We start from the raw sequence: 23,335 nt of genomic DNA on the forward strand, positions 1-23,335 counted from the left end.
TTCACCGCCGGTTCACCGCAGACGATTACCTTCCGTTCATGACCCCTCGCTCCCGCATACTCCCCCGCCTCGCCGGACTCGTGGCGACGGCCGCCGTCGTCCTGGGTGGCGCCGCACTGGCAGCCCCGGTCCAGGCGGCACCGTCGAACGGCTTCGACCTGCAGTCGCATCGCGGCGGGCGCGGTGAGCACACCGAGGAGTCGCTGTACGGCTTCGCTCGCTCGATCGAACTCGGCGTCACCACCCTCGAGCTGGACATCGTCCTGACCAAGGACCAGGTCCCGCTCATCTGGCACGATCCGACGGTCCAGGCCGACAAATGCACCGACACCGCTCCGGCGACGCCAGGCGACAAGCAGTTCCCTTACGTGGGCAAGACGATCCACGATCTGACCTACGCCCAGGTGCAGACCCTGGTCTGCGCGAAGAAGCTGGGCAAGTTCCCCGCGGCGAAGGTCGTCGAGGGGAACCGGATCGCCACGCTGCCCCAGCTGTTCGACCTCGCCGCGCAGTACAAGGGAAACGGCGTGCGGTTCAACATCGAGACCAAGATCGAGGCGGAGGAGCGCTCGAAGTCGGCCGAGCCCGCCGCCTTCGTCGAGAAGATCCTCGGCGCCGCGCGCCGCGCCGGCGTGCTCGATCGGATCGAGATCCAGAGCTTCGACTGGCGCTCCCTGCCGCTGGTGCGCGCTCAGGCCCCGTCGGTGCCACTGGTGGCGCTCTACGACGCGACGACGTGGAAGCCGAAGTCGGCCTGGCTGGGCCCGGTCACGTTCGAGCAGTTCGACGGTGACGTGGTGCGCGCCGCGAAGTCCGCCGGATTCGACGTGCTCTCGCCCGACTACGCGCTCTCCGACGCGAAGACGGTGACCGCCGCGCACGCCGCGGGCCTCACGGTGATCCCGTGGACCGTCAACGAGCCCGCGGACATGCGCGCGCAACTGGCGCTCGGCGTGGACGGCATCATCACCGACTACCCGACGCGCCTGCGCGGCGTCCTCGCCGACTCCGGGAAACCGCTCCCCCGCGCCTACACGAAGTGAACACGCACGGGGCGGCCCACCGGATCCGGTGGGCCGCCCCGTGCGTTGTCCGGATCCGTCAGGCGACGTAGGTCGCCACAGCGGTCCCGACGATGCCGCTGATCGCGACGCTCACGCTGCCCTTACCGGGCGAGACGACGAACGTCCCGTCGTACTCCGAGCGGGCGGTCCCGGTCTTGCCCGTGGTGGCGTTCTCCCAGACCAGTACGCGGTCGGACAGGTCGATGCCCTTGATCGACTCGCACCGGTCCGCGGGCAGCGGCGACGGCGGGACGCCGATCACGCCGAGCTCGTGCCGGGCGATCACGCAGTTGGTGCGGATGACGAGATTGCCGGCGTCGTCGTAGTCGCCGACCCAGGTGGCGGTCGCGTTCGGCGCGGTGGTGCGGATCGACGTGCCACCCGTGACCGTGCCGCGGAAGACGACGGTTCCGGAGGCGTTGGCCACAGCCGGGGCGAGGGCGAGCACCGTTCCCGCGGTGAGAGCGGTCGCGATCGCGCGACGGACGAGCGTGGTCATGGGCATCCCCTGTGATCTCGAAGCGGTTTTGACTTCGCAAAGTGTACACAGGGCGTGACCACGGCCGTGACCTCGTCAGTCGTGGCGAGCCGGAGACGAATCTGCGAGAAAGCCGGCAAGTTCGGCGGCGACGACGTCCGGGCGGTCCAGCATCGACAGCACGTAGCAGTCATCCAGCTCCACCAGACGGCCCAACGGCAGGATCTCGGCCAACCGGCGACCGTGGTCGCGCGGCATCACCGAGCCGTCGGTCGACCACAGGATCAGGGCGGGGCCGGCAAAGGCCCGCAGCGCCTCGGTACGACGAGTGAGATCTGCGCGGTCGTAGGGCGCACGAGCATGTTTGAGCAGGTCCCGGCGAATCAGCGGGTTCGTGATCGCGGGTTCCGTCCAGGCCCGCATCGTCACGTCGGGAATGTGTCGCGCCATGCGGCCGAACAGCAGCGGTAGGCGTCGGACCGCCCCGATCCGCATAGCGCGCAGCCCCAGACTCAGGCCGGGAAGACGGACGGCGACGGTCGCGACCTTGCCGGGGAGTCCGGGCGGGAAGTTGTCGAACGCGGTGCTCGGCAGAATCACCAGGCGCCCGATCCGCTCATCCCGTCCGAGCGCTGTGAGCAGTAGTCCCCCGCCCCAATCACTGTGCACCAGCGTGACCCCGCGTAGGTCGAGCGCGTCGAGGAAGTCGGCGATGAGGTGCGCGATCCCGTCGTTCGAGAGATCCGCGTCCGCGTCGAGCGGAACGGGATGCGCTCCTAGCGGCAGATCGGGGAGCACGTACCGGTGTCCACGGGGCAGCAGCGGAAGCACCTCCTTCCACACTGTGTGATCCATCAGCAGGCCGTGCAGTAGCACCACCGGTGGGCCGTCGCCGAGCTCCTCGTAGTGGATCCGGCCGGCGGGGACGCGGACCTCCGGCATTCCCATCACCTCCATTAGAGCACTCACTCTAGAGCGGACACTCTAGAATGTAGGACGTGATGATCGATCGGTCAATGCCCACCCCCGAGCGCCTCGTCGTGGCGATGGGAGAACTGCTGCGGCGCCAGGGCTACGGGGCCACCACGGTCAAACAGCTCACCGAGGCCGCCGGCGCCCCGATGGGCTCCTTGTACCACCACTTCCCCGGCGGAAAGCCGGAGGTGGCGTCGGCAGCTCTGCGTTCCTCCGGGGCCGCCTACATGGCACTGCTACCGGCCCTGCTCGACGGTGCGCCGGACCTGGAGGACGCGATCCCGGGGGCGTTCGCGCTCGCCGCCGAACACATCGCCGAGGCGGGATGGATCACGATGTGCCCCGTGGGCACCGTCGCGGGCGAGGTCGCGGATTCCGAGCCCGAGGTCGCCGCGGCGGCCGCGGAGGTCTTCGCGGATTGGATCTCCGGCGGTACCGCGTATTTCACGGCTCGCGGTATCAACAACCGTGCGGCTCGAGAGCTGACGCTGGCGGTATTGAGCTCGCTCGAGGGTGCGTTCATCCTCGCCCGCGCATTGCGCAGCCCGGATCCGCTACTAGCGGCAGGATCGGCGCTGCGCGAGCATGTTCGACGGGCGCTGGCCGCCTCCGGAACCGACTAGGCGGCGGGCGAATCGGGTGCGGATGCCTACCCGCACCCGATTCGCCCGAGGGCACCCGGTGTGCCGGGGGCGGTGACGCATGTCGGGCGTGGATGGATCCCCGCACCCGTTTCGCCCGGGGTTCAGCCCAACCAGTTGCGGACGGGTGCGGGGACTCCCCGCTTGCCGCGATGCGGCCCCAGGACCGCGCCGCCGAAGGGCTGCGAGAGCAGATCCCGCGCAACGCGGTTCACGTCCGCCGCCGAAACCCGGTCGATGGCCGACAACGTCCGGGTGATGGTGCGCTGGTTCTGGTAGTTGATCTCGCTGCGGCCGATGCGGTGCATGCGGGACTGCGCGTCCTCGAGCCCGAGGACCAGTCCCCCGCGCAGCGAGCCCTTCGCCCGCGCCAGCTCCTCGGTCGTGAGGCCGTCGTCGCGGACGTCCTCGAGGACCGTGCGCGCCACCGTCGCGACCTCGCCCAGGCGCTCCGGCGAGCACCCCGCGTACACCGAGAACAGGCCGGTGTCGGCGTAGGTGTCCACGGCCGAGTACACCGTGTACGCCAGGCCTCGCTGCTCCCGGATCTCCTGGAACAGGCGCGAGCTCAGGCCTCCGCCGATCGCGGTGTTCAGCACGGACAGCGCCCACCTGTCGGGGTGGAACCGCCCGTACGCCCGGGTGCCCGCGACGAGGTGCGACTGCTCGCCGTCCCGGTTCACCACGTGCAGCGCGGGCGCACCCGGCCGGCGCCGGATGCCCGTGCGGACAGGGGCGGATGCGGCGTCACCGTCGAGGCGGCCCGCGAAGGCCTTGCGCGCCAGCGTGACCACCTGCGCGTGCGTGACGTTGCCGGCCACGGCCAGCACCATCCGCTCGGGGGTGTACCGCCGGCGGTGGAAACCGCGCAGTCGCGCGGCGGTCATCGCCGACACCGAGTCCTCGGTGCCGAGCACCGGGCGGGCCAGCGGATGATCGCCCAGCAGCGCCGCGGTCGCCGCCTCGTTGACGAGGTCCTCCGGGTCGTCGTCGCGCATCGCGAGCTCCTCGAGCACGACCTCGCGCTCGACCTCGACGTCCGCCGGACGGCACAGGCCGCCCAGCACGACGTCGGTCACCACGTCGACGGCGAGCTCGAGGTCGGTGTCGAGCACGTGCGCGTAGTAACAGGTGTGCTCCTTCGACGTGAAGGCGTTGATCTCGCCGCCCACGGCGTCCACCTCGGCGGCCAGGGAGGCCGCGTCGCGGTGCGGCGTGGCCTTGAACAGCAGATGCTCGAGGAAGTGGGCGGAGCCGGCGGAGGCGGGGTGCTCATCGCGCGAGCCGACCGCGACCCACAGGCCGACGGCGGCGGACCGGGAACCCGGCACCGTCTCCGTGACCACCCGCAGGCCGCCGGGGAGCACGCTACGACGAACGGGGGCACCCGATCCGGATGCCCCCGTCCGCGCAGCCTTCGTTGTCAGGCTGCTCAGCTGATTACTCCTCGCCCGCAGGCGCCGCCTCAGCGGCGGCTTCCTCGACGACCGGGATCAGGCTGATCTTGCCGCGCTCGTCGATGTCGGCGATCTCGACCTGCAGCTTGCTGCCGACCCCGACCACGTCCTCGACCTTGTTCACGCGCTTGCCGTTGCCCAGCTTGCTGATGTGGACCAGGCCGTCGCGGCCGGGCACCAGCGAGACGAAGGCACCGAACGCCGTGGTCTTGACCACGGTGCCCAGGAAGCGCTCGCCCACCTTCGGGAGCTGCGGGTTCGCGATGGCGTTGATCCGGTCGATCGCCGCCTGCGCCGACGGGCCGTCGGCGGCACCGACGAACACCGTGCCGTCATCCTCGATCGAGATGTTGGCGCCGGTCTCCTCGGTGATGGAGTTGATCGTCTTGCCCTTGGGGCCGATGACCTCGCCGATCTTGTCCACGGGCACCTTGATGGTGGTGATCCGGGGCGCGTACGGGCTCATCTCGTCCGGAGCGTCGATCGCCTCGGCCATGACCTCGAGGATCGTGGTGCGGGCGTCCTTCGCCTGGCCCAGCGCGCCGGCCAGCACCTGCGAGGGGATGCCGTCGAGCTTGGTGTCCAGCTGCAGGGCGGTGACGAAGTCGGACGTGCCGGCGACCTTGAAGTCCATGTCGCCGAAGGCGTCCTCGGCACCGAGGATGTCGGTCAGGGCCACGTAGCGGGCCTGACCGTCGACCTCGTCGGACACCAGGCCCATGGCGATGCCCGCGACGGGCGCCTTGAGCGGCACACCGGCGTTGAGCAGCGACATCGTCGAGGCGCAGACCGAACCCATCGACGTGGAGCCGTTGGAGCTCAGCGCCTCGGAGACCTGGCGGATGGCGTAGGGGAACTCCTCCACCGACGGCAGCACCGGCACGAGGGCGCGCTCGGCGAGCGCGCCGTGGCCGATCTCGCGACGCTTCGGCGAGCCGACGCGGCCGGTCTCACCGGTCGAGTACGGCGGGAAGTTGTAGTGGTGCATGTAGCGCTTGCTGGTCTCGGGGCCCAGCGAGTCGATCTGCTGCGCCATCTTCACCATGTCCAGCGTGGTGACGCCCAGGATCTGGGTCTCGCCGCGCTCGAACAGCGCGCTGCCGTGGGCGCGCGGGATCACGGCGATCTCGGCGCTGAGCGAGCGGATATCGGTGATGCCACGGCCGTCGATGCGGAAGTGGTCGGTGAGGATGCGCTTGCGCACCAGCTTCTTGGTCAGCGAGCGGAAGGCCGCGCCGATCTCGCCCTCGCGGCCCTCGAACTGCGGGCCGACGGCCTCGAGCACCTGCGCCTTGACCACGTCGGTGGCGGCGTCGCGCTCCTGCTTGCCGGCGATCGACAGCGCCTCGTTGAGGCCCGCGGCACCCGCGGCCTCGACGGCGGCGAAGACGTCGTCCTGGTAGGCCGGGAACAGCGGGAACTCGCCGGTCGGCTTCGCAGCACCGGCGGCCAGCTGCTTCTGCGCCTCGCAGAGCACGGCGATGAAGGGCTTGGCGGCCTCGAGGCCCTCGGCCACGACGGCCTCGGTGGGCGCCGTGGCGCCGCCCTCGATGAGCTCGATGACGTTCTCGGTGGCCTCGGCCTCGACCATCATGATCGCGACGTCGGCATCCTTGCCGGAGCCCGAGACGATGCGGCCGGCGACGACCATGTCGAAGACGGCGCCCTCGAGCTGCTCGACGGTCGGGAAGGCGACCCACTGGCCGCCGATGAGCGCGACGCGCACACCGCCGACGGGGCCCGAGAAGGGCAGGCCCGCGATCTGGGTCGACGCCGAGGCGGCGTTGATCGCGACGACGTCGTACAGATCCTTCGGATCGAGCGACATGACGGTCACGACGACCTGGATCTCGTTGCGCAGGCCGTCGACGAAGGACGGGCGCAGCGGCCGGTCGATCAGGCGGCAAGTGAGGATCGCGTCGGTCGACGGGCGACCTTCGCGACGGAAGAACGAACCGGGGATCCGGCCCGCGGCGTACATGCGCTCCTCGACGTCCACCGTCAGCGGGAAGAAGTCGAAGTGCTCCTTCGGGTGCTTGCTGTGCGACGTGGCCGAGAGCAGCATCGTCTCGTCGTCGAGGTACGCGGCGACGGAGCCGGCGGCCTGCTGCGCGAACCGGCCGGTCTCGAACCGGATGGTGCGCGTGCCGAAGGAGCCGTTGTCGATGACGGCGACCGCTTCGGTGATGTCGTCGTCGAACTCGACCTGGGTGTTGTCTGTCATGTTGTGGGGAAGAAACCTTTCTTCTTCGCGCGGACCGTCCCCACCTGGCTGCGCGCATGCTGCGCGCGGCGGAAGTCGTTCGACGTGGTGGCGGGGCGCCCTGGCGCGGTCATCGATCGAAGCCGCCGGACCCGCTCGTCGGTGAGGACGAGGTTTCCGGCAACCACTACCGAGGACCACCCCGCGGGGAGTGACACCGAGACGGCGCACCGCAGATGTCGGACCGGATCTACCGGCACCGACGTCGGACGGACCTGCGTCAAGGCTATCATCGGGAGTCTTTTCCACGTGACCCGCACACGCCGTGTGCGCACCCGAGGAGGAATCGTCGTGTCGCAGGCCAGCCGGGAGCGCACCCAGGAGGCCACCGCGGTGTGGATCGCGCGGATGACGCTGGTCGCAGCAGTGGTCTCGCTGCTGAGCGCGATCATTCGCGGTGACCGCGCGCTGCCCTTCGTCGCCGACCTGCTCGGCATCGTCGGCATCCCGTCGCATCCCAGCCTCCTGCTGGTCGCCGCATTGACCGTGCTGAGCGGCGCGCTGCGGCGGCGGCTGCGGGCCGCGCACACCGTCGCCGTCATCATGATGTCGCTGCAGGTGCTGGTGAACATCGCGACGCTGGTGATCATCGCGACCGATCAGCTGGACCCCGACGACGGCCGTCATCTCCCGGCGTACCTGCAGGCCTACGTCTCCGTGCGGTTCTCGCTGCCGGGCGCCGCGCTCACCGCGCTCATCAGTGCCGTCTGCCTCGCCCTCGTGATCGCCGCGCGGCCGCAGTTCCCCGCCAAGCTCGCCCGCGGTTCACGCCGGGCCGCGATCGGCGTCCTCGTCGGCGGGTTCATCGGCGTGTACCTGATCGTGGTGGCGCTCGCGTTCACGTTCCCGGGCAGGGGCCCGAACCGGCTGGACGGCACCGTCGAGGTGCTGCTGTGGTCGCTGCGCACGACCTTCGGCGTCGCGGTGCCGCGGCAGATCGACGTGGCGCTCAACGGGCACAACGGCCCCGTCTGGATCTACTCCCTGGCCGGCGTCCTCTCGGCCACGGTGCTGATCCTCGCGCTCATGGCCTTCTGGCGGGCCGGACGCGGCGACGAGCTGATGACCGAACCCGAGGAGCTCGAAGTCCGGCGCCTCCTGCTCGAGTACGGCGAGGAGGATTCGCTCGGCTACTTCGCCACCCGCCGCGACAAGGCCGTGATCGCCGCCCCGGACCGGCGCGCCGTGGTCACCTGCCGCGCCGTGGGGCCCGTCTCGATGGCGAGCGCCGACCCGATCGGTCAGCGCGACTCCTGGCCCGCCGCCGTCGGCGCCTGGATCGAGGACTGCCGCACCCACAGCCTCTACCCCGCCGTCCTGGCCGCCAGCGCCGCGGGCGCAGAGGTCTACGAGGCCGCGGGCCTGCGCACGCTCACGATCGGCGACGAGGCGATCATCCACGTCGACGACTTCACGCTCAAGGGCCGCGACATGCGCGCGGTACGCCAGGCCGTGACCCGCGTGAGCGCCGCCGGGTACACGCTCAAGGTGCGCCGGCACGCGGACCTGTCCGCGGCCGAACTCGCCGAGGTCGCCGAGCTGGCGGAGGCGTGGCGCGGCGAGGAGACCGAGCGCGGCTTCTCCATGGCGCTCAACCGCATCGGCGATCCGGTGGACGGTCGCTGCGTCCTGGTCTCCGCCCACGACGCCGGGGGCACCGTGCGCGGCCTGCTCAGTTTCGTCCCGTGGGGCACGCGCGGGCTCTCGCTCGACCTGATGCGCCGCGACCGCAACGCCGAGAACGGCCTCAACGAGTACATGGTGGCCACACTCATCGAGCAGTGCGGAGAGCTCGGGATCCGGCGGATCTCCTTGAACTTCGCGGTCTTCCGCTCCGTCTTCTCCGAGGCCGACCGGGTGGGCGCCGGTCCGATCACCCGCATGGTGGACTCGGTGCTCAGCCTCGCGTCGAAGTTCTACCAACTGGAGACGCTGTACCGCTCCAACGACAAGTACCGCCCCGAGTGGGTTCCCCGCATCCTCTGCTACGACCCCTCACTCACTGCGGTCCGCGCCGGCATCGCTGTCGGCACCGCCGAGGGCTTCCTCCCGCAGATCGGGCCGAAGTTCCTGGCGGGACCGTCGATCCCGGACGAGTTCCCGCGCGACGCGGAGTTCGTCGACCGGCTGCTCGCCGAGGAGGAGCGCCTGCTGCGCCGGGAGGCTCCGCCGGTGCGGCTGTCCGAACAGCAACGGGTGCGGCGCCGCAAGCTCCAGGCACTCGAGGACGCCGGGATGCCGGGCTATCCCCCGTCGGTCCCGCGCACCACATCCCTCGCGGCCGTCCGGGCCGACGGTGCGCCGGGGGAGATCGTCTCCGTCACCGGTCGCGTCCGGGCGGTGCGCGACTACGGCGGCGTCACCTTCGTCGACCTGCACGAGGACGGCTCGCACCTGCAGGTGATCGCGGAGCGCTCCCGGACGCCCGACGACGCACGGGCCCTGTGGCGCACCGCGATCGACATGGGAGACCTCGTCTCCGTGACCGGCGAGGTGACCCGGTCCCGCACCGGGGAGTTGTCCGTACTGCTCACGTCGTGGGCGATGGCCGGCAAGTGCCTCTCCCCCGTCCCGAAGACGCGGGCACGACTCGGCGACGAGACCCGGGCGCGCAATCGCCCCTTGGAGCTCATCACCGACGACGGTGCCGTCGACCTGCTGTACCGCCGCTCGCGCGCCGTTGCGGCGATGCGCGGGGTGTTCGTCGGCCGCGGCTACACGGAGGTCGAGACGCCGATGCTGCAGTCGGTGCACGGCGGCGCTGCGGCCCGCCCGTTCACCACGCACATCAACGCCTATGACATGGGGCTGTACCTGCGGATCGCGCCGGAGCTCTACCTCAAGCGGCTGGCGGTCGGCGGTATGGGCCGGATCTTCGAACTGAACCGCAACTTCCGCAACGAGGGCGCCGACGCCACGCACAACCCCGAGTTCACCGCGCTCGAGGCCTACGAGGCCTACGGCGACTACACCACGATGCGGACGCTCACGCGCGAGGTGATCCTGGCCGCGGCGGTCGCGGTGAACGGCCGGCCCGTCGCCGTGCGTCCCGACGGTGCCGGCGGCACCCGGGAGGTGGACCTCACGGCCGAGTGGCCGGTGATCACCGTGCATGCGGCGGTGTCCGCAGCGGCCGGAACCGAGCTGACCTCGGCGTCCACCGTCGACGAGGTCGCCGCCGTGTGCGCCCGCCACCACGTGGCGGTGCCGCGCGGGGCGAGTGCGGGCAAGCTGGTGATGGAGCTCTACGAGGCGCTGGTCGAGAAGCAGACGGAGTTCCCGACCTTCTACTGCGACTTCCCCATCGAGGTCTCGCCGCTGGCGCGCAAACACCGGGACGACCCGCGCCTGACGGAGCAGTGGGACCTGGTCGGCTTCGGCGCAGAGCTCGGCACCGCGTACACCGAGCTCACGGATCCGATCGATCAGCGCGAGCGACTCACCAAGCAGTCCATGGCCGCCGCCGCGGGCGATGCGGAGGCGATGGAGCTGGACGAGTCCTTCCTGGACGCGCTGTCCTACGCGATGCCGCCCACCGGTGGTCTCGGCATCGGCGTCGACCGCGTCGTCATGCTCCTCGCGGGCGTGAACATCCGTGCCACGCTGGCCTTCCCGTTCGTCAAGCCCCAGGACCGCTGAGCGCCTCGCGACGCGAGCACCACGCGGCGATCAGCGCAGCACGGCGCCGCTGCCGGGCGTGGCCGGGAGGCCGGGGCTCGCGCTCTCGGGGCTCCCCGTGATCACCTGGGTGAACACGATCCGGCCGGGACCGGTGACCACCGAGGCGTCGGTGCCGAATCCCGGGTTGTATCCGACGGGGCAGGGCTTGATGGTGACGCTGCCGAACCGGCCGGTCGCAGGGTTGCGCCAATCGATGCGGACCAGCGCCTTGTTGAAGGTGGTCGCGCACTGCGACGGCCCGTTCGGCGCGGAGAAGCGCACACTCCCAGGGTCGGCGGTGCTCTGCGCGACGACGCGCGATTCGATCTTCACGGGTACCACCAGGCCGCTGATGCCGGTCCCCACGGCGGGCACCTGCTGCACGGCGAGGGGCGCGGCCTGCGCGGCCCCGGCGCCGAGGCCGAGACTCGCCGCGAGAGCTCCCGCGGCGGTGAGGGTTGCGGTGATGGCGGGCGTGCGACGGTGCATGATCACTCGATTCGTAGTCGGTGTTCCGCGGCCGAGGACTGGACCGGCGAACGACGGCGATGCCGATGCGTTCAGTCTGGATATCGCCCGCCGTGCCGCAGCGTTACTCCGGCCCGTCCTGCGGCGGCCCCGAGATCGTGAGACATTCGAACGATGACGCGGCGTGCGGTGGTGACAGGTGGCGGTACCGGCATCGGGCGGGCGATCGCGCACCGCCTGGCGGCGGACGGGGACGCCGTCCTCATCGTGGGGCGACGGGCGGCGGTGCTCGAGGAGACCGCGGCCGCGATCAACGCGGAGGTCGGCGCGGAGCGGGTGTCCGTCGAGGTCGCCGATCTGACCGAGCCTTCCGACGTCGGCGCGCTCGCCGATCGGTTGGGTTCGGCGGGCACCGTCGACATCCTGGTCAACAACGTGGGAGGCAACCCGGCCCGCGACGGTGCGCCGGGGGACCTCGCGGGCGTGGCCGACTCGTACGCGACGATCTTCCGCCTCAACACGATCACCGCGGTACTGGCCACGGAGGCACTGCGTCCGCACCTCGCCCGCCCGGGTGGCCGGGTGATCTCGATCAGCTCGATCGCCGGTCTTCGCGGCCCCGGCGCGTACGGCGCGGCGAAGGCCGCACTGCACGCCTGGTCGGCGGGAATCGCCATGGAGTTGGCGCCGGAGGGGATCACGGTGAACGTCGTCGCGCCGGGGTTCGTCCCCGCCACCGAGTTCTGGACCGACCGCCTGACGGACGAGCTGCACGACACTCGCGTGGCGCAGATCCCGGCCGGCCGGCCGGGCACACCGGATGAGGTCGCCGCCGCCGTCTCCTACCTCGCCGCGCCCGACGCGGGCTGGACCACCGGCCAGATACTCCAGGTCAACGGCGGCACACTACTCGGCCGGGGCTGAGAGCACCGTCGACCCGCGAACGCGGAACGGCCCGCCCCCGGGAAGAACCGGGAACGGGCCGTTCGGCGAAAAGCTCTTAGCGGCGCAGGCCGAGGCGCTCGATGAGCGAGCGGTAGCGGTTGATGTCCACCGAGGCGACGTACTTCAGCAGACGGCGACGACGGCCGACCAGCAGCAGCAGGCCGCGACGGCTGTGGTGATCGTGCTTGTGCTGCTTGAGGTGCTCGGTGAGGTCGGTGATGCGCTTGGTCAGCATCGCGACCTGGGCCTCAGGGGAACCGGTGTCAGTCTCGTGCAGGCCGTACTCGGCCAGGATCGACTTCTTCTGCTCAGTGGTGAGCGACATGGATTGCTCCTTGTTTCAGTATCGCGTCGACATGGATCCGTGCCGCCACCGCGAACTGCAGCAGGCACGAGCGACTACGTTACCAGGAATCAGGGGATTCCCAGAATCGCGCGGGTCTTGTCCACGTCGCCGCCCATGGCGTCGAGCAGCGCCTCCACCGACTCGAAGCGCTCCATCCCCCGCACGCGATCGACGAAGTCGACGGCGACGTGCTGGCCGTACAGATCGGCCGAGGTGTCGAGCACGAAGGCCTCGACGGTGCGGGTCCGCCCCGAGAAGGTCGGGTTGCTGCCGACGGAGACCGCGGCGGGATACCGCTCACCGGGCGTCACCTGCCCGACGACGGGACCAGGTCCGAGCACGGTGAACCATGCCGCGTAGACGCCGTCGGCCGGGATCGCGGCGAACATCGGCGGCGCCACGTTCGCCGTCGGGAAGCCGAGCTCGCGACCGCGACCGTCGCCGCGCACCACCACACCCTCGACGCGGTGCGGACGGCCGAGCGCCTCGGCGGCGGCCTTCACGTCGCCCGCGTCGACACAGGAGCGGATGTACGTCGACGAGTAGGTCACGGAGTGCTCGGTGAGGAGCGGAACCGCGTCCACCGAGAAGCCGAACTTCTGGCCCAGCCTCGCGAGCATCTCGACGTTGCCGAGCGCGCGGTAGCCGAAGGTGAAGTTGTCGCCCACCACGACGGCGGCGGCGTGGAGCCGCTCGACCAACACGGAGTGCACGAAGTCCTCCGCCGGCTGCGCCATGACGGTGGCGGTGAAGGGCATGACGCAGAAGACGTCGATGCCCAGCTCCTCAGCGAGCTCCGCCCGCCGCGTCAGCGTCGTGAGCTGGGGCGGATGCGATCCGGGCCGCACCACCTCGGCGGGATGCGGATCGAACGTCATCAGTACGGCCGGGAGCCCACGTTCGTGGGCCTCCGCGGTCGCTCGTGCGATCAATTGGGCGTGTCCACGGTGTACACCGTCGAACACGCCGATCGTCACCACACAGCGTCCCCAGTCCGCGGGAACGTCATCGAGCCCTCGCCAGCGAAGCACGCACTCACCCTATCGGACGGCCTATGGTGGGTGCGTGCCCAAGCCTCCCCTGCCCGATTCGCCGCGCCCCGTCGGCGAGCTGTCCGCGGTCACGCAGGACTACCTCAAGCAGATCTGGACCGCGCAGGAGTGGTCGGATGTGAAGGTCACTACGAAGTCGCTCGCCGACGCACTCGGCGTCTCCGCCTCCACCGCGTCGGAGGCGATCCGCAAGCTCGCCGACCAGGGGCTGGTCGACCACGAGAAGTACGGCGCGGTCACGCTCACCGACGACGGCCGCACCGCTGCGACCGCGATGGTGCGACGGCACCGGCTCCTGGAGACCTTCCTCGTCTCGGAGCTCGGATACGGCTGGGACGAGGTGCACGACGAGGCCGAGGTCCTCGAGCACGCCGTCTCCGAGCGCTTCCTGGCCCGCCTCGACGAGCGCCTCGGCTACCCCGACCGCGATCCGCACGGCGATCCGATCCCCCAGCCCGACGGCACCGTCCCCACCCCCGACGCCTGCCTCCTGTCGGAGCTCACCGCCGGCCAGACCGGCACCGTCGCCCGGATCTCCGACTCCGACCCCGAGATGCTGCGCTACTTCCAGGAGGTCGGCATCGCGCCCGACGCGCGGATCGTGGTGGTGGAACTGCGCAAGTTCCTCGGGACCATCGCCGTCACCGTCGACGACGGTGCACCCTTGGATCTGGGAGACGTGGCAGCACAGGCCATCTGGGTCAGGAGCTGACGGGCCAGGCGTTCAGCGCCACACGGCCGACCTGCCGCAGCTCCTGAACCGGCACCCCCTCGCGGGCGGCCTGGGCGAGGCCGTTCACGACCGACATGGTGAACCTCGCCAGAGCGAGCGCGTCGACATCCGCGGGAAGCAGACCGGCGTCGACGTCCTGCGCGATGCGCTCGGCAAGGCCCTGTACGTTCGCGGAGCGCATCGCGATCATGCTCTCCGCGACTACGGCGTCCGTGGTCCCGGCGTCGCCGCTGACCACGAGGCAGCCGCGCGGCAGGCCGTCGCGGGTGTACAGCTCCGGCCCCTCGGTGAGCAGCCGCGTCGCGACGGCGCGGGCCGTGGGCTCACGCAGCGCCCGCGCGATGAAACCTCCGTACCTGCGGTCGTAGTCGGCCACCGCCTCGGTGAACAGCTGCCGCTTGTCACCGAACGCGCGATAGAGGCTGGGCGCCTCGATGCCCAGCCGTTCCGTGAGATCGCGGATCGAGGTGGCCTCGAAGCCCTTCTCCCAGAACAGCAGCGCGGCAGCGTCCAACGCCGCCTCGCGGTCGAAGGAGCGCGGCCTTCCCCGGGTGTTCATCGCCATGACCTCATTCTATAGCGACCACTACGAAAAGCTGGTACGTTTCATTCCGTATCAGTCGCTACGGAATTAAGGAGCAGCAGTGCCGAACGATCTGGCAGGCAAGTACGCCCTGGTCACGGGCGGGAGCCGCGGTATCGGACGAGCGATCGCCGAGAATCTGGGCGGTCGGGGCGCGACGGTGGCGATCCACTACGGGTCCGACGACGAGACCGCGGAATCGGCGGTCCGGCTGGTCGAAGAACGCGGGGGTGCGGCGTTCGCGATCCGTGCCGACCTGTCATCGCCGCAGGCGCCCGCCCAGCTGTGGGAGCAGTACGACCGGCACGCGCCGCACGCCGACATCGTGATCAACAACGCCGGGATCCTCGGCGGCAGAACGCCGTTCTCGGAGGTGGATCCGACGACCTTCGACCTGGTCCAGGCGGTCAACGCCCGCGCACCGTTCTTCCTGCTGCAGCACGGCCTGTCCCGCCTCGCAGACGGCGGCCGAGTGGTCAACATCTCGACGCGGTTCACCCACGGCTCGTACAACGCCGCGCTACTCCCCTATTCGATGTCCAAGGCCGCGATCGACGCGCTGACCTTCGCCCTGGCCAAGGATCTCGCGCCACGCCGCATCACCGTCAACGCGGTCGGCCCGGGCGCGACCGCCACCGACATGAACGCGGCCCGGCTCGCGACCGAAGAGGGCCGCGCCGCGATGACCACGGACTCCCCACTCGGGCGGATCGGGCAGCCCGCCGATGTCGCGGCCGTGGTCGGCTTCCTGGTCTCGGCGGAGGCCGGCTGGGTCACGGGGCAATGGCTCGACGCGAGCGGCGGGTCGCTGCTGTGATGCCACGTGCCGTCCACGTCCTCGGGTTCGGGATCTTCGCGCAGGGCACCTCCGAGCTGATGCTCGCGGGCCTGCTCCCCGAGCTCGCAGCCGACCTGCACGTCTCCATCTCCCAAGCCGGACTCCTCATCTCGGGGTTCGCACTGGGCATGGTGGTGGGCGCCCCGCTACTCGCCTTCGCGCTGACGATGCTTCCGGTCTCCCGCAAGCACGCGCTCCTGGCGTTCACACTGATCTTCGCCCTGACCCACGTGGCCGGTGCTCTCACGTCGTCGTACGCCGTGCTGCTGGTGACGCGGTTCGTCGGCGCGGTCGTGTACGCGGGGTTCTGGTCCGTGGCCATCACCACCGCCGTCGCCCTCGTCCCGGAGAACGCCCGTGGCCGGGCCATGAGCATCGTGGCCGGCGGTCTCACGCTCGCCATGGCGGTCGGGCTCCCCCTGGGCACCGTGATCGGCCAGCACCTCGGCTGGCGCGGAGCGTTCTGGGCGGTGGCGATCGCCTCGCTGGTGGCGCTCGCCGCGCTCGCCGTCGCGGTGCCGGACGACGCGTCCGACGGTGCCGCGGTGCGCGATCCGCGCCGCGAACTGCGGGGCCTCGCCGTGCCCCGGCTGTGGTTGTCGTACGGGATCACCGCCGTCACCCTGTCCGCGCTGTTGATCACGTTCGGCTACCTCGGCGCCCTTCTCGGCGATTCGACGGGCGTTGCGCCGCGGTGGATCCCGGTCTTCCTCGCGGTGTACGGCGTCGGGACGTGCGTCGGGATCATGGTGGGCGGCAGGTTCGCGGACCGTCGTCCGACGACGACCCTCGTTGCCGGCCTCGCGGGGCTCACGACGACTTCCGCACTGCTGGCGATCCTCATCGGCCTGCCCGCCGCCGTCGCAGTGCTGGTCTTCCTCCTCGGTGCGAGCGGATTCGGGGTGAACCCGGTGCTCAACTCGCGCAACTTCGCGATCGCCCCGCAGGCGCCGCTGCTGGTCCCGGCGCTCACCGCCTCGGCGTTCAACGTGGGCATCGCCTTCGGCCCGTGGCTGGGCGGCGTCGCACTCGACGCCGGCCTCGGCTACCCGTGGCTGCCGGCGATCGGCGCCGTGCTCGCCGCGGGCGGGCTGCTGCTGGTGGGCGCGGACACCCGGATGGCCCGGCGCTCGCCACGGGCGGATCCCGAGCCGAGGGTCGAGCAGGAGTGCGTCACAGGTGCTTGAGCGCCTCGCGGCGCGAGAGCCCGCTGAGTTCGGCCTCGTGCGCCGCGACGTACGCGCGTACCCACTCCGGATCGGTCCTCCCGTACTCGCGGAGTGCCCAGCCGATCGCCTTGCGCAGGAAGAACTCCGATTCGGGAAGGGCCGGTTCGATCACCTCCGTCAGCAGCGCGGTGTCGAGCCGGTCCTTCCGGCCGAGCTGCGAGATGATCGCCAGGCGGCGCAGCCACATGTGGTCACCGAGGCTCCAGGCGCGGGCCACCGCCGCCGTCTCCTCGGGGTGCGCGTCGTGGAGGTCCGCGATGTGGTGAGCGGTTTCGTCGACGTGATCCCACCAGGCGCCGGTCACGGCGATGTGCTCGTGCAGCGGAAGGAGTTCGAGCCGGCCCTTGGTGAGCCGGCCGCGCAGCAGGTGCTGCGCGGCGTACCGCTCCTCGCGGTACACGGCTTCGTCCCAGAGCTCGCGCACGGTGGCGACCAGGTCGGCACGGTCCGCGGGCGGGTGCGTGCGCCGCGCGGACGTCACGATCGAGCGCGCAGCCGGTGCCGGCACACCCAGGAAGGGCATCTCGGACTTCATGTACGCCTGCATCTTCGGCGCCCGCTCCGGGTCGGCCGCGGAGCGCAACCCCGCGCGGATCCCCTCGACCAGATCCTTCACCGGACCCCTCCGCTGTTGGCGCCGCGCCAGCGCAGCGGTGCCTCGTCGTACTCCTCGGCGATGTGCGCCGCCATCCCGACGGTGCGCCCGTACTGGAAGAGCACCTCGGTTGCGCGCGCCGGGAGTCCCAGCGTGTGCGCGACGGCCGCGCCTGCCAGATCGATATTGACCGACCGACCGACCCGCGCGGCGAGTTCCTCGACAGCGTGCAGTGCGGGAGCATCCGGCTGATCGGCGCGCATCAACCCGAGCACGACGGTGGCCCGCGGATCCTCGCCCGTGTAGACGATGTGGCCGAAGCCGGCGAGGTGACCGCCCCACGAGGCGTGGGCGATCGCCTGGTCCACATCGTCGCCCGCGAGCACCCGGCCGAGCAGTTCATAGGCCGCCGCGGGGGCACCGCCGTGCAGCGGTCCGGCGAGTGCCGCGTACCCGGCGAGAAGCGCGTCGTACAGCCCCGCCCGGGCGGACGCCGCCACCCGCGCGGCCGTGGTCGACGCCGCGAGCCCGTTGTCGATGAGACAGGTCGCCTGGGCGTCGACCCACGGGTGCTCCAGGCGCACCTCGGGCACGAGCCCGGCAAGCACCGGCAGCAGACCGAGCGTGCGCTCGGCGACCGCGGACCGATCCGCGCGCAGCGGATCCTGCGCCGCGAGGAGCGCCACAGCCAGCGGGATCCGGCGCTCCAGTGCGACCTTCCGCGCGGCAGCGAGGTCGACCGCGGGAGGTGGTGCGGCACCGTCGGTCTCGAGGGCGAATCGGGCGGCCGCGGCGAAGTCCATCTCCGCGCAGACCCGGGCGATCGGCCGGCCGCGCAGCTGCAACGAGTCGCCCCGCAGCGAGGAGACGCGCGTGGTCACGGCCCGGAAACGCAGCAGCCTGTCCGCCTCGCGCCGGCCGTCGTGCTTGGCCGCCGCGAGCGAGTCGACCTGCGTGCGGTCGAAGAGCGATTCCGCCTGCCCCGGCATGCGCTGCGAGTGCAGCACGCCGCGGCTGACGTAGGAGTACAGCGTCCCGCGCTTGACGCCGAGGCGCTCCGCCGCCTCGGACGTCGTGATCCACCTGTCCACGCCCTTGATTCAATCAACATTGCGAGTGTTGATCAACATCGCTCACACTCGTGCCATGACCACACCGCTCATCGCCCCGGCGGGGCTCAAGAACGTCATCGTGACCGACACCGAGATCGGCGACGTCCGGGGAGAGGAGGGCTTCTTCCACTACCGCGGCCACGACGCCACCGCGCTGGCGCGCGACGTCCGCTTCGAGGACGCCTGGCACCTCGTGCTCTTCGGTTCGCTTCCCGAGGCCGACGCGGCCGACGCCTTCCAGGCGCGTGTGGGCGCGCTCCGCCCCGTCGACGGGAGCACCGTCGACCTGCTGCGGACGACCGTGCGACCCGAGACCGAGCCCATGCACGCGCTACGGGTGGCGCTCGCCGCGCTCGGTCTGGGTGATCGACCGCTCATGGACCTGCCGGAGGAGGAGCGGACCGAGGCGGCCCTGCGCTCCGCCGCGGTGACGCCGACGATCCTGGCGGCGGCGCACCGTCTGGCCCGGGGCGAGGAGCCCGCGGACGCCGATCCGAGCGCGGGTCACGCCGCCGACTACCTCCGGATGGCGACCGGGAACACCGATCCCGCCGACGCCGCGGCGCTGCAGACCTACCTCGTTGCGACCATCGACCACGGATTCAACGCCTCGACCTTCGCGGGCCGGGTGATCGCGTCCACCGGATCGGACATGACGTCATGCCTGCTCGGTGCGCTGGGCGCCTTCCTCGGCCCACTGCACGGCGGCGCGCCGAGCCGGGCGCTGGCCGCACTCGACGAGATCGGCGACCCGTCGAACACCCGAGAGTGGGTCCGCGACAAGATCGCCCGCGACGAGCGGATCATGGGCTTCGGGCACGCGGTGTACCGCACGCACGATCCCCGGTCGGAGCTGCTCAAGCACGTCGCCCGGCGGTACGACTCGCCCCTGGTACGCCAGGCCCTGCAGGTGGAGGCGGAGATCGAGTCCGCCATCAACGAGCTCAAGCCGGGCCGGCGGCTCTATGCGAACGTCGAGTACTACGCCGGCGTGGTGATGAGCGAGGTGGGCCTGCCACCGTCGATGTTCACGCCCACCTTCGGCGTCGCCCGCGTCGTCGGGTGGACGGCGAACGTGCTCGAGCAGGTGCGCCAGGGCAAGATCATCCGCCCCTCGGCGCGCTACGTCGGCACGAGGTTTGCAGTAGCGTAGGGGCGTGAACCAGTCGAACGACGGCCGTTACCGCATCGGCGAGCATGTCGTCGAAATCCGCGCCCCCCGCCTCTCCGACGCCGACTCGTGGCGGCGTACCAATCTCGAGTACGAGGGCAGGCTGCGTCCGGCGTTCGGCAGTCCGGAAAGGGATTGGGACGCCGACCACTCCTGCGCGGCATGGGCCGCGACGTGGTGGACGGCGACGCACGATCCGGACGTCCGGATCGCCCGAGTTCTCACTCTCGAGGACGGGGCCCGGGACCGCGTGGTCGGCTACCAGGCGTGGGCGGGGCGCGACCCGCGCACAGGTCATGCGGAAGCATCGACATGGGTGGCCGGACTGCCCCGGTCCTATGAGGTCACGGCGTTCTTCACGGCGTCCTGCGTAGCGGATGCGTTTCGCACGAATCCCGACCTTCCGTACGTCGTCGCGCCGATGGCCGTACACAACCGACCGCCGATCGCGCTCGCCGAATCGGTCGGCTTCACGTACCTGCAGACGCTGCGCCGACTGCGCGAGTACGACGGCACGCCGACCGATCACTCGGTCCACATCCTCGCCAACACCGAGAAGTCGCGCGATGGCTTGGAGACTGTTCTCGCCTCGATCGGCGCGGAACCGGTGCCGTCCCGCGCCGCGACCCGGCCGACGCTCGGGGCAACGCTGGGCCTCGCGCGTCACGGGGTGCGCAGGCTTCGCACCCGGGCACGAGCTGCGCGCCTGCCGGCGGAGTCGGACGACATCCTCGGTCTCGCCGGGGCGAGGAGCGGCGATGGGATCCGATTCCAACCCACGAGTCGCGGCGGATACACGGTGGCCGTCGGTGGCCGGGCCGTCGGGGAGACCGGCATGCACGTCGACAGCGGAACGTCGACGACGGAGATCATCGATCGCCTGCGCGGCGACACCAGTGCCGACGAGGCGACCGCAGTCCTCGTCGCGGCCTGCCGGGCCGCCGCCGAACGACAGGACACCCGTCGCCTGACGATCGCGCTCGCGGACCGGCATGCCGCAGCCCACGACGCCCTCATCGCGCTCGGCTTCGCCTCGGAGGGCCCGACATTGCCGACGATCGGCGACGAGGGCTCGCCACGGGAATCGTGGACGCGCCTGAGGGAGGAGTGACGGACAGTCAGGCCGACGGTCGCACCACGAAGACCGAGCTCGCACGCTTGCCGCTCTCCTGCAACAGCGCGAAGGCCCGGCCGTCCGGTGTGACCGCGGCGTAGACGCCCGGCATGCCGACGGGGTCGAGCCACCGGCCGAGCGCCAGATCGACGGACTGCTCGTCGGTGATCTCCCGGGTCGCGAAGCCCGCGGCGATCGCCTCATCGATGTCGTAGGACAGGCGCGGTGTCTCGAAGAGATCGCCCAGGGTGATCGCGTGATCGAGGCCGTACGGCCCGACGTGGGTGCGGCGCAGCGCGGTGAGGTGCCCGCCCACACCGAGCGCGGCACCCAGGTCACGGGCCAGAGCGCGAACGTACGTGCCGGACGAGCACTCCACCGTCACGTCCACGTCGAGGAACTCGCCCTCGCGGCGGAAGGCGTGCGCAGCGAACTCGTCCACAGTCACGGGGCGCGCCTTGAGCTGCACGTCGGCGCCCTCACGGACGAGCTGGTGCGCGCGCTTACCGTCGACCTTGATCGCGCTCACCGACGACGGGACCTGCTCGATCTCGCCGGTCAACGGCGCCATCGCGGCCCGGACGTCGTCCTCGGTGAGCCCCGCGGCGGACGCACCCCCGGCGGTCTCGCCCTCGGCGTCGTCGGTGGTGGTGGACGCGCCGAGCCGGACGGTGGCCGAGTACGCCTTGGTGGTCAGCGCCAGGTGCCCGAGCAGCTTGGTGGCGCGTTCGATGCCGATGACCAGGACGCCGGTGGCCATCGGGTCGAGGGTGCCGGCGTGGCCGACCTTGCGGGTACTCATCGCCCGACGGCAGCGCGCGACGACATCGTGACTGGTCAGGCCCGCGGGCTTGTCGACGATGATCAGACCCGCGCCGTCGGGTTCGAGGAAGCCTCTGCCGGAGGTCATCTCACACCTCCGCGATCGAGGTCACGATGAGGCCGTCGGTGATCCGCCACCGGCCGTCGAAGGCTGCGACGGGAGGGCCGCCGTCGGTCGCCTTGCCGTCGATGAGGATCCGGGAGTGGAAGGTCCCCTCCGCCGCGGGGCCGGACGGCCGATCGGTGCGCGAGGTGAGGTCGAAGGTGATCTCGGCGTCCTCGAATCCCAGCCAGCGCCCGGTGATCGGATTCCATGCCTTGTACGTGGCCTCCTTGGCGCAGAACAGGAGCCGGTCCCAGTGCAGGCCGTCGTCGGGGCGCGCCGCGAGCACCTCGCGCTCGGACTCGACGGAGACCGTGGGGAGCACCTTGTCCGGGAGGGCGAGGTGCGGCTCGGCATCGATCCCGACGGTGCGCACACCCATCCGGTAGCCGACCACCGCACCGCGGTAGCCGTCGCAGTGGGTGAGCGCGCCGACGACGTTGCGGGGCCAGTCCACCCCGCCACCCTCGCCCTTGACGAGCACGGCGTCACCGATGCCCAACTCCCCCAGCGCCTCCCGGGCGAGATGCCGCACCGTCGCGTACTCGGCCTGGCGCTTCGGCACCGCCTTGGCGATCTGTGCGGCTTCGCGCGGATGCAGCGGCGCCTCGACATCGCCGTGCGCCTCCCGCGCGACGACCCCGCGCGGGAGCATGGACTGCAGGATCACTTCTCCCCCTCCTTCGCCCGCGCCGCTCGACGCTCGGCGATCCGTTCCCGAGCGGCGACGCGGCGATCGCTCAGCCGCTCCTGGGCCGCCGCGCGTTCCGCGGCGAACTTCTCCGGATCGTCCCGGTACTCCGGATCCACCTCGAAGTGCACGCCGTAGTGCCCCAGCGACTCCTCGGTGTAGTCCGGGGCCGGGAGGATCTGCCGCAGTAGCGGCTCCGGCAGGCCCCGCTGCTGCCACTCGCGCGGGTAGCCGACCGAGACCTCCTCGAACCGCACGCCGTCGTACCAGGTGGTGCGCGGGATGTGCAGGTGGCCGTAGACGGCGGCCTCCGCGTTGTAGGTGCGGTGCCAGTCCGCCGTCTCCCGCGTGCCGCACCACAGCGCGAAGTCCGGGTAGAACAGCACCTCCGTGGGCTCGCGGCGCAGCGGCCAGTGGTTCACCAGCACCGTGCGCGTGCCCGCCGGAAGCGCGGCGAGGCGCCGCCGGGTGTAGTCGAGGCGGGCCCGGCACCAGGCATCACGCGTGGCGTAGGGCTCCGGCGAGAGCAGGAACTCGTCGGTGGCGACGACGCTCTTCTCCTTCGCGCGGGCCAGCGCCTGCAACGTCGTGAGGCCCTCGTCGCGGAAGGTGTAGTCGTAGAGCAGGAACATCGGCACGACGGTGACGGGACCGGCGTCGGGATCCTCGAAGACCGGGAACGGATCCTCCGGGGTGAGGACGCCGTGGTGCCGGCAGATCTCCACGAGGTGGTCGTAGCGCGCCTCGCCGAAGACCTGCATCGGATCCTTCGAGGTGGTGTACAGCTCGTGATTGCCCGGGACCCAGATCACCTTCTCGAACCGCGGTGCGAGCGCGGTGAGCACCTCGTCGAGCTGGTCGGTGCGCTCGCAGACGTCGCCCGCGAGGATCAGCCAATCGTCGGGCGATGTGGGCCACACCCGGTCGACGATGCCCTCGTTCCCCCGGTGCCCCACGTGCAGGTCACTGATCGCCAGGAGTTTCGCCACCCCTCC

At 70.9% G+C, this 23,335-nt stretch carries 22 protein-coding genes; 9 read left to right on the top strand and 13 right to left on the bottom strand.

Going from position 1 to position 23,335, the window contains the following annotated elements; genetic code table 11:
• The first annotated feature begins 38 nt into the window (after nt 1-38).
• A complete protein-coding gene (locus tag FK268_RS07910; RefSeq protein WP_146432862.1) occupies nt 39-1,043 on the top strand; it encodes a glycerophosphodiester phosphodiesterase in 1,005 nt (334 codons plus the stop codon).
• 58 nt (nt 1,044-1,101) lie between these two features.
• Here FK268_RS07910 and FK268_RS07915 read toward each other — a convergent pair whose 3' ends face one another.
• Together FK268_RS07915 and FK268_RS07920 are read right to left on the bottom strand one after the other, a co-directional pair.
• On the bottom strand, nt 1,102-1,563 hold the full coding sequence (locus FK268_RS07915) for a hypothetical protein (RefSeq protein ID WP_146432864.1): 462 nt from the start codon (nt 1,561-1,563) through the stop codon (nt 1,102-1,104).
• A 75-nt stretch (nt 1,564-1,638) separates the two neighbouring features.
• Nucleotides 1,639-2,484, bottom strand: a complete 846-nt coding sequence (locus FK268_RS07920; RefSeq protein WP_146433455.1) for an alpha/beta fold hydrolase — start codon at nt 2,482-2,484, stop codon at nt 1,639-1,641.
• Between the two features lie 59 nt (nt 2,485-2,543).
• On the opposite strand from FK268_RS07920, the gene FK268_RS07925 reads away from it, so the two are divergent.
• A complete protein-coding gene (locus FK268_RS07925; RefSeq protein ID WP_231707002.1) occupies nt 2,544-3,140 on the top strand; it encodes a TetR/AcrR family transcriptional regulator in 597 nt (198 codons plus the stop codon).
• 122 nt (nt 3,141-3,262) lie between these two features.
• Here FK268_RS07925 and FK268_RS07930 read toward each other — a convergent pair whose 3' ends face one another.
• Together FK268_RS07930 and FK268_RS07935 are read right to left on the bottom strand one after the other, a co-directional pair.
• The gene (locus tag FK268_RS07930) at nt 3,263-4,594 is read right to left on the bottom strand and encodes a M16 family metallopeptidase (RefSeq protein ID WP_146432866.1); all 1,332 of its coding nucleotides are present in this window, start codon (nt 4,592-4,594) and stop codon (nt 3,263-3,265) included.
• A gap of 4 nt (nt 4,595-4,598) precedes the next feature.
• Nucleotides 4,599-6,839 carry a polyribonucleotide nucleotidyltransferase gene (locus tag FK268_RS07935; protein ID WP_146432868.1) on the bottom strand — a complete coding sequence of 747 codons (2,241 nt, stop codon included), beginning with the start codon at nt 6,837-6,839 and terminating at the stop codon, nt 4,599-4,601.
• A gap of 330 nt (nt 6,840-7,169) precedes the next feature.
• Here FK268_RS07935 and lysX point away from each other — a divergent pair, with 330 nt between their 5' ends.
• A complete protein-coding gene (gene lysX / locus FK268_RS07940) occupies nt 7,170-10,517 on the top strand; it encodes a bifunctional lysylphosphatidylglycerol synthetase/lysine--tRNA ligase LysX (protein ID WP_146432870.1) in 3,348 nt (1,115 codons plus the stop codon).
• Between the two features lie 30 nt (nt 10,518-10,547).
• Here the strand turns inward: lysX and FK268_RS07945 are convergent, their stop codons facing one another.
• A complete protein-coding gene (locus FK268_RS07945; protein ID WP_146432871.1) occupies nt 10,548-11,027 on the bottom strand; it encodes a hypothetical protein in 480 nt (159 codons plus the stop codon).
• A 153-nt stretch (nt 11,028-11,180) separates the two neighbouring features.
• Here FK268_RS07945 and FK268_RS07950 point away from each other — a divergent pair, with 153 nt between their 5' ends.
• Nucleotides 11,181-11,930, top strand: coding sequence for an SDR family NAD(P)-dependent oxidoreductase (locus FK268_RS07950; RefSeq protein WP_146432873.1), 750 nt, complete (start codon nt 11,181-11,183; stop codon nt 11,928-11,930).
• 76 nt (nt 11,931-12,006) lie between these two features.
• Here FK268_RS07950 and rpsO read toward each other — a convergent pair whose 3' ends face one another.
• Together rpsO and FK268_RS07960 are read right to left on the bottom strand one after the other, a co-directional pair.
• Nucleotides 12,007-12,276, bottom strand: coding sequence for a 30S ribosomal protein S15 (rpsO, locus tag FK268_RS07955; RefSeq protein WP_068535417.1), 270 nt, complete (start codon nt 12,274-12,276; stop codon nt 12,007-12,009).
• A gap of 89 nt (nt 12,277-12,365) precedes the next feature.
• On the bottom strand, nt 12,366-13,328 hold the full coding sequence (locus FK268_RS07960; RefSeq protein ID WP_146432875.1) for a bifunctional riboflavin kinase/FAD synthetase: 963 nt from the start codon (nt 13,326-13,328) through the stop codon (nt 12,366-12,368).
• A 34-nt stretch (nt 13,329-13,362) separates the two neighbouring features.
• Between FK268_RS07960 and FK268_RS07965 the strand changes: the two genes are divergently transcribed.
• A complete protein-coding gene (locus FK268_RS07965; RefSeq protein WP_231706976.1) occupies nt 13,363-14,061 on the top strand; it encodes a metal-dependent transcriptional regulator in 699 nt (232 codons plus the stop codon).
• Here the strand turns inward: FK268_RS07965 and FK268_RS07970 are convergent.
• A complete protein-coding gene (locus FK268_RS07970) occupies nt 14,051-14,647 on the bottom strand; it encodes a TetR/AcrR family transcriptional regulator (protein WP_231706977.1) in 597 nt (198 codons plus the stop codon). The genes FK268_RS07965 and FK268_RS07970 overlap by 11 nt on opposite strands.
• 79 nt (nt 14,648-14,726) lie before the next feature.
• Between FK268_RS07970 and FK268_RS07975 the strand changes: the two genes are divergently transcribed.
• Nucleotides 14,727-15,482: an SDR family NAD(P)-dependent oxidoreductase gene (locus FK268_RS07975; RefSeq protein ID WP_146432876.1), complete on the top strand. Its 756-nt coding sequence runs from the start codon at nt 14,727-14,729 to the stop codon at nt 15,480-15,482.
• Nucleotides 15,482-16,690, top strand: coding sequence for a Cmx/CmrA family chloramphenicol efflux MFS transporter (locus FK268_RS07980; protein WP_146432878.1), 1,209 nt, complete (start codon nt 15,482-15,484; stop codon nt 16,688-16,690). The genes FK268_RS07975 and FK268_RS07980 overlap by 1 nt, the downstream gene beginning before the upstream one ends.
• Here FK268_RS07980 and FK268_RS07985 read toward each other — a convergent pair.
• Entirely contained in the window at nt 16,677-17,348 is a 672-nt protein-coding gene (locus FK268_RS07985; protein WP_146432880.1) for a DNA alkylation repair protein, read from the bottom strand. The genes FK268_RS07980 and FK268_RS07985 overlap by 14 nt on opposite strands.
• Nucleotides 17,345-18,418, bottom strand: coding sequence for a citrate synthase (locus tag FK268_RS07990; protein ID WP_146432882.1), 1,074 nt, complete (start codon nt 18,416-18,418; stop codon nt 17,345-17,347). Before FK268_RS07990 ends, FK268_RS07985 begins: the two co-directional genes overlap by 4 nt.
• 55 nt (nt 18,419-18,473) lie before the next feature.
• Here FK268_RS07990 and FK268_RS07995 point away from each other — a divergent pair, with 55 nt between their 5' ends.
• Nucleotides 18,474-19,592, top strand: coding sequence for a citrate/2-methylcitrate synthase (locus FK268_RS07995; protein ID WP_146432884.1), 1,119 nt, complete (start codon nt 18,474-18,476; stop codon nt 19,590-19,592).
• Nucleotides 19,593-19,596: 4 nt separating this feature from the next.
• Complete coding sequence (locus FK268_RS08000; RefSeq protein ID WP_146432885.1) at nt 19,597-20,721, top strand: GNAT family N-acetyltransferase; 1,125 nt, start codon at nt 19,597-19,599, stop codon at nt 20,719-20,721.
• 7 nt (nt 20,722-20,728) lie between these two features.
• On the opposite strand, the gene truB is transcribed toward FK268_RS08000, so the two are convergent.
• The 3 genes from truB to FK268_RS08015 are packed head-to-tail and all read right to left on the bottom strand — an operon-like array spanning nt 20,729 to nt 23,329.
• A complete protein-coding gene (truB, locus tag FK268_RS08005) occupies nt 20,729-21,634 on the bottom strand; it encodes a tRNA pseudouridine(55) synthase TruB (RefSeq protein WP_146432887.1) in 906 nt (301 codons plus the stop codon).
• Nucleotide 21,635: 1 nt separating this feature from the next.
• Complete coding sequence (locus tag FK268_RS08010) at nt 21,636-22,316, bottom strand: 4'-phosphopantetheinyl transferase family protein (protein ID WP_146433463.1); 681 nt, start codon at nt 22,314-22,316, stop codon at nt 21,636-21,638.
• The gene (locus tag FK268_RS08015; RefSeq protein ID WP_146432889.1) at nt 22,316-23,329 is read right to left on the bottom strand and encodes a metallophosphoesterase family protein; all 1,014 of its coding nucleotides are present in this window, start codon (nt 23,327-23,329) and stop codon (nt 22,316-22,318) included. The genes FK268_RS08010 and FK268_RS08015 overlap by 1 nt, the downstream gene beginning before the upstream one ends.
• Between the last annotated feature and the right edge of the window lie 6 nt (nt 23,330-23,335).

Source organism: Tsukamurella sputi, assembly GCF_007858445.1.
In the GTDB taxonomy this organism is placed as follows: Bacteria; Actinomycetota; Actinomycetes; order Mycobacteriales; family Mycobacteriaceae; genus Tsukamurella; species Tsukamurella sputi.

Coding starts and splice junctions, on each gene's coding strand:
- FK268_RS07910 (WP_146432862.1), top strand. CDS start 39: ATGACCCCTCGCTCCCGCATACTCCCCCGCCTCGCCGGACTCGTGGCG.
- FK268_RS07915 (WP_146432864.1), bottom strand. CDS start 1,563: ATGACCACGCTCGTCCGTCGCGCGATCGCGACCGCTCTCACCGCGGGA.
- FK268_RS07920 (WP_146433455.1), bottom strand. CDS start 2,484: ATGCCGGAGGTCCGCGTCCCCGCCGGCCGGATCCACTACGAGGAGCTC.
- FK268_RS07925 (WP_231707002.1), top strand. CDS start 2,544: ATGATCGATCGGTCAATGCCCACCCCCGAGCGCCTCGTCGTGGCGATG.
- FK268_RS07935 (WP_146432868.1), bottom strand. CDS start 6,839: ATGACAGACAACACCCAGGTCGAGTTCGACGACGACATCACCGAAGCG.
- FK268_RS07945 (WP_146432871.1), bottom strand. CDS start 11,027: ATGCACCGTCGCACGCCCGCCATCACCGCAACCCTCACCGCCGCGGGA.
- FK268_RS07950 (WP_146432873.1), top strand. CDS start 11,181: ATGACGCGGCGTGCGGTGGTGACAGGTGGCGGTACCGGCATCGGGCGG.
- rpsO (WP_068535417.1), bottom strand. CDS start 12,276: ATGTCGCTCACCACTGAGCAGAAGAAGTCGATCCTGGCCGAGTACGGC.
- FK268_RS07970 (WP_231706977.1), bottom strand. CDS start 14,647: ATGGCGATGAACACCCGGGGAAGGCCGCGCTCCTTCGACCGCGAGGCG.
- FK268_RS07980 (WP_146432878.1), top strand. CDS start 15,482: ATGCCACGTGCCGTCCACGTCCTCGGGTTCGGGATCTTCGCGCAGGGC.
- FK268_RS07995 (WP_146432884.1), top strand. CDS start 18,474: ATGACCACACCGCTCATCGCCCCGGCGGGGCTCAAGAACGTCATCGTG.
- truB (WP_146432887.1), bottom strand. CDS start 21,634: ATGACCTCCGGCAGAGGCTTCCTCGAACCCGACGGCGCGGGTCTGATC.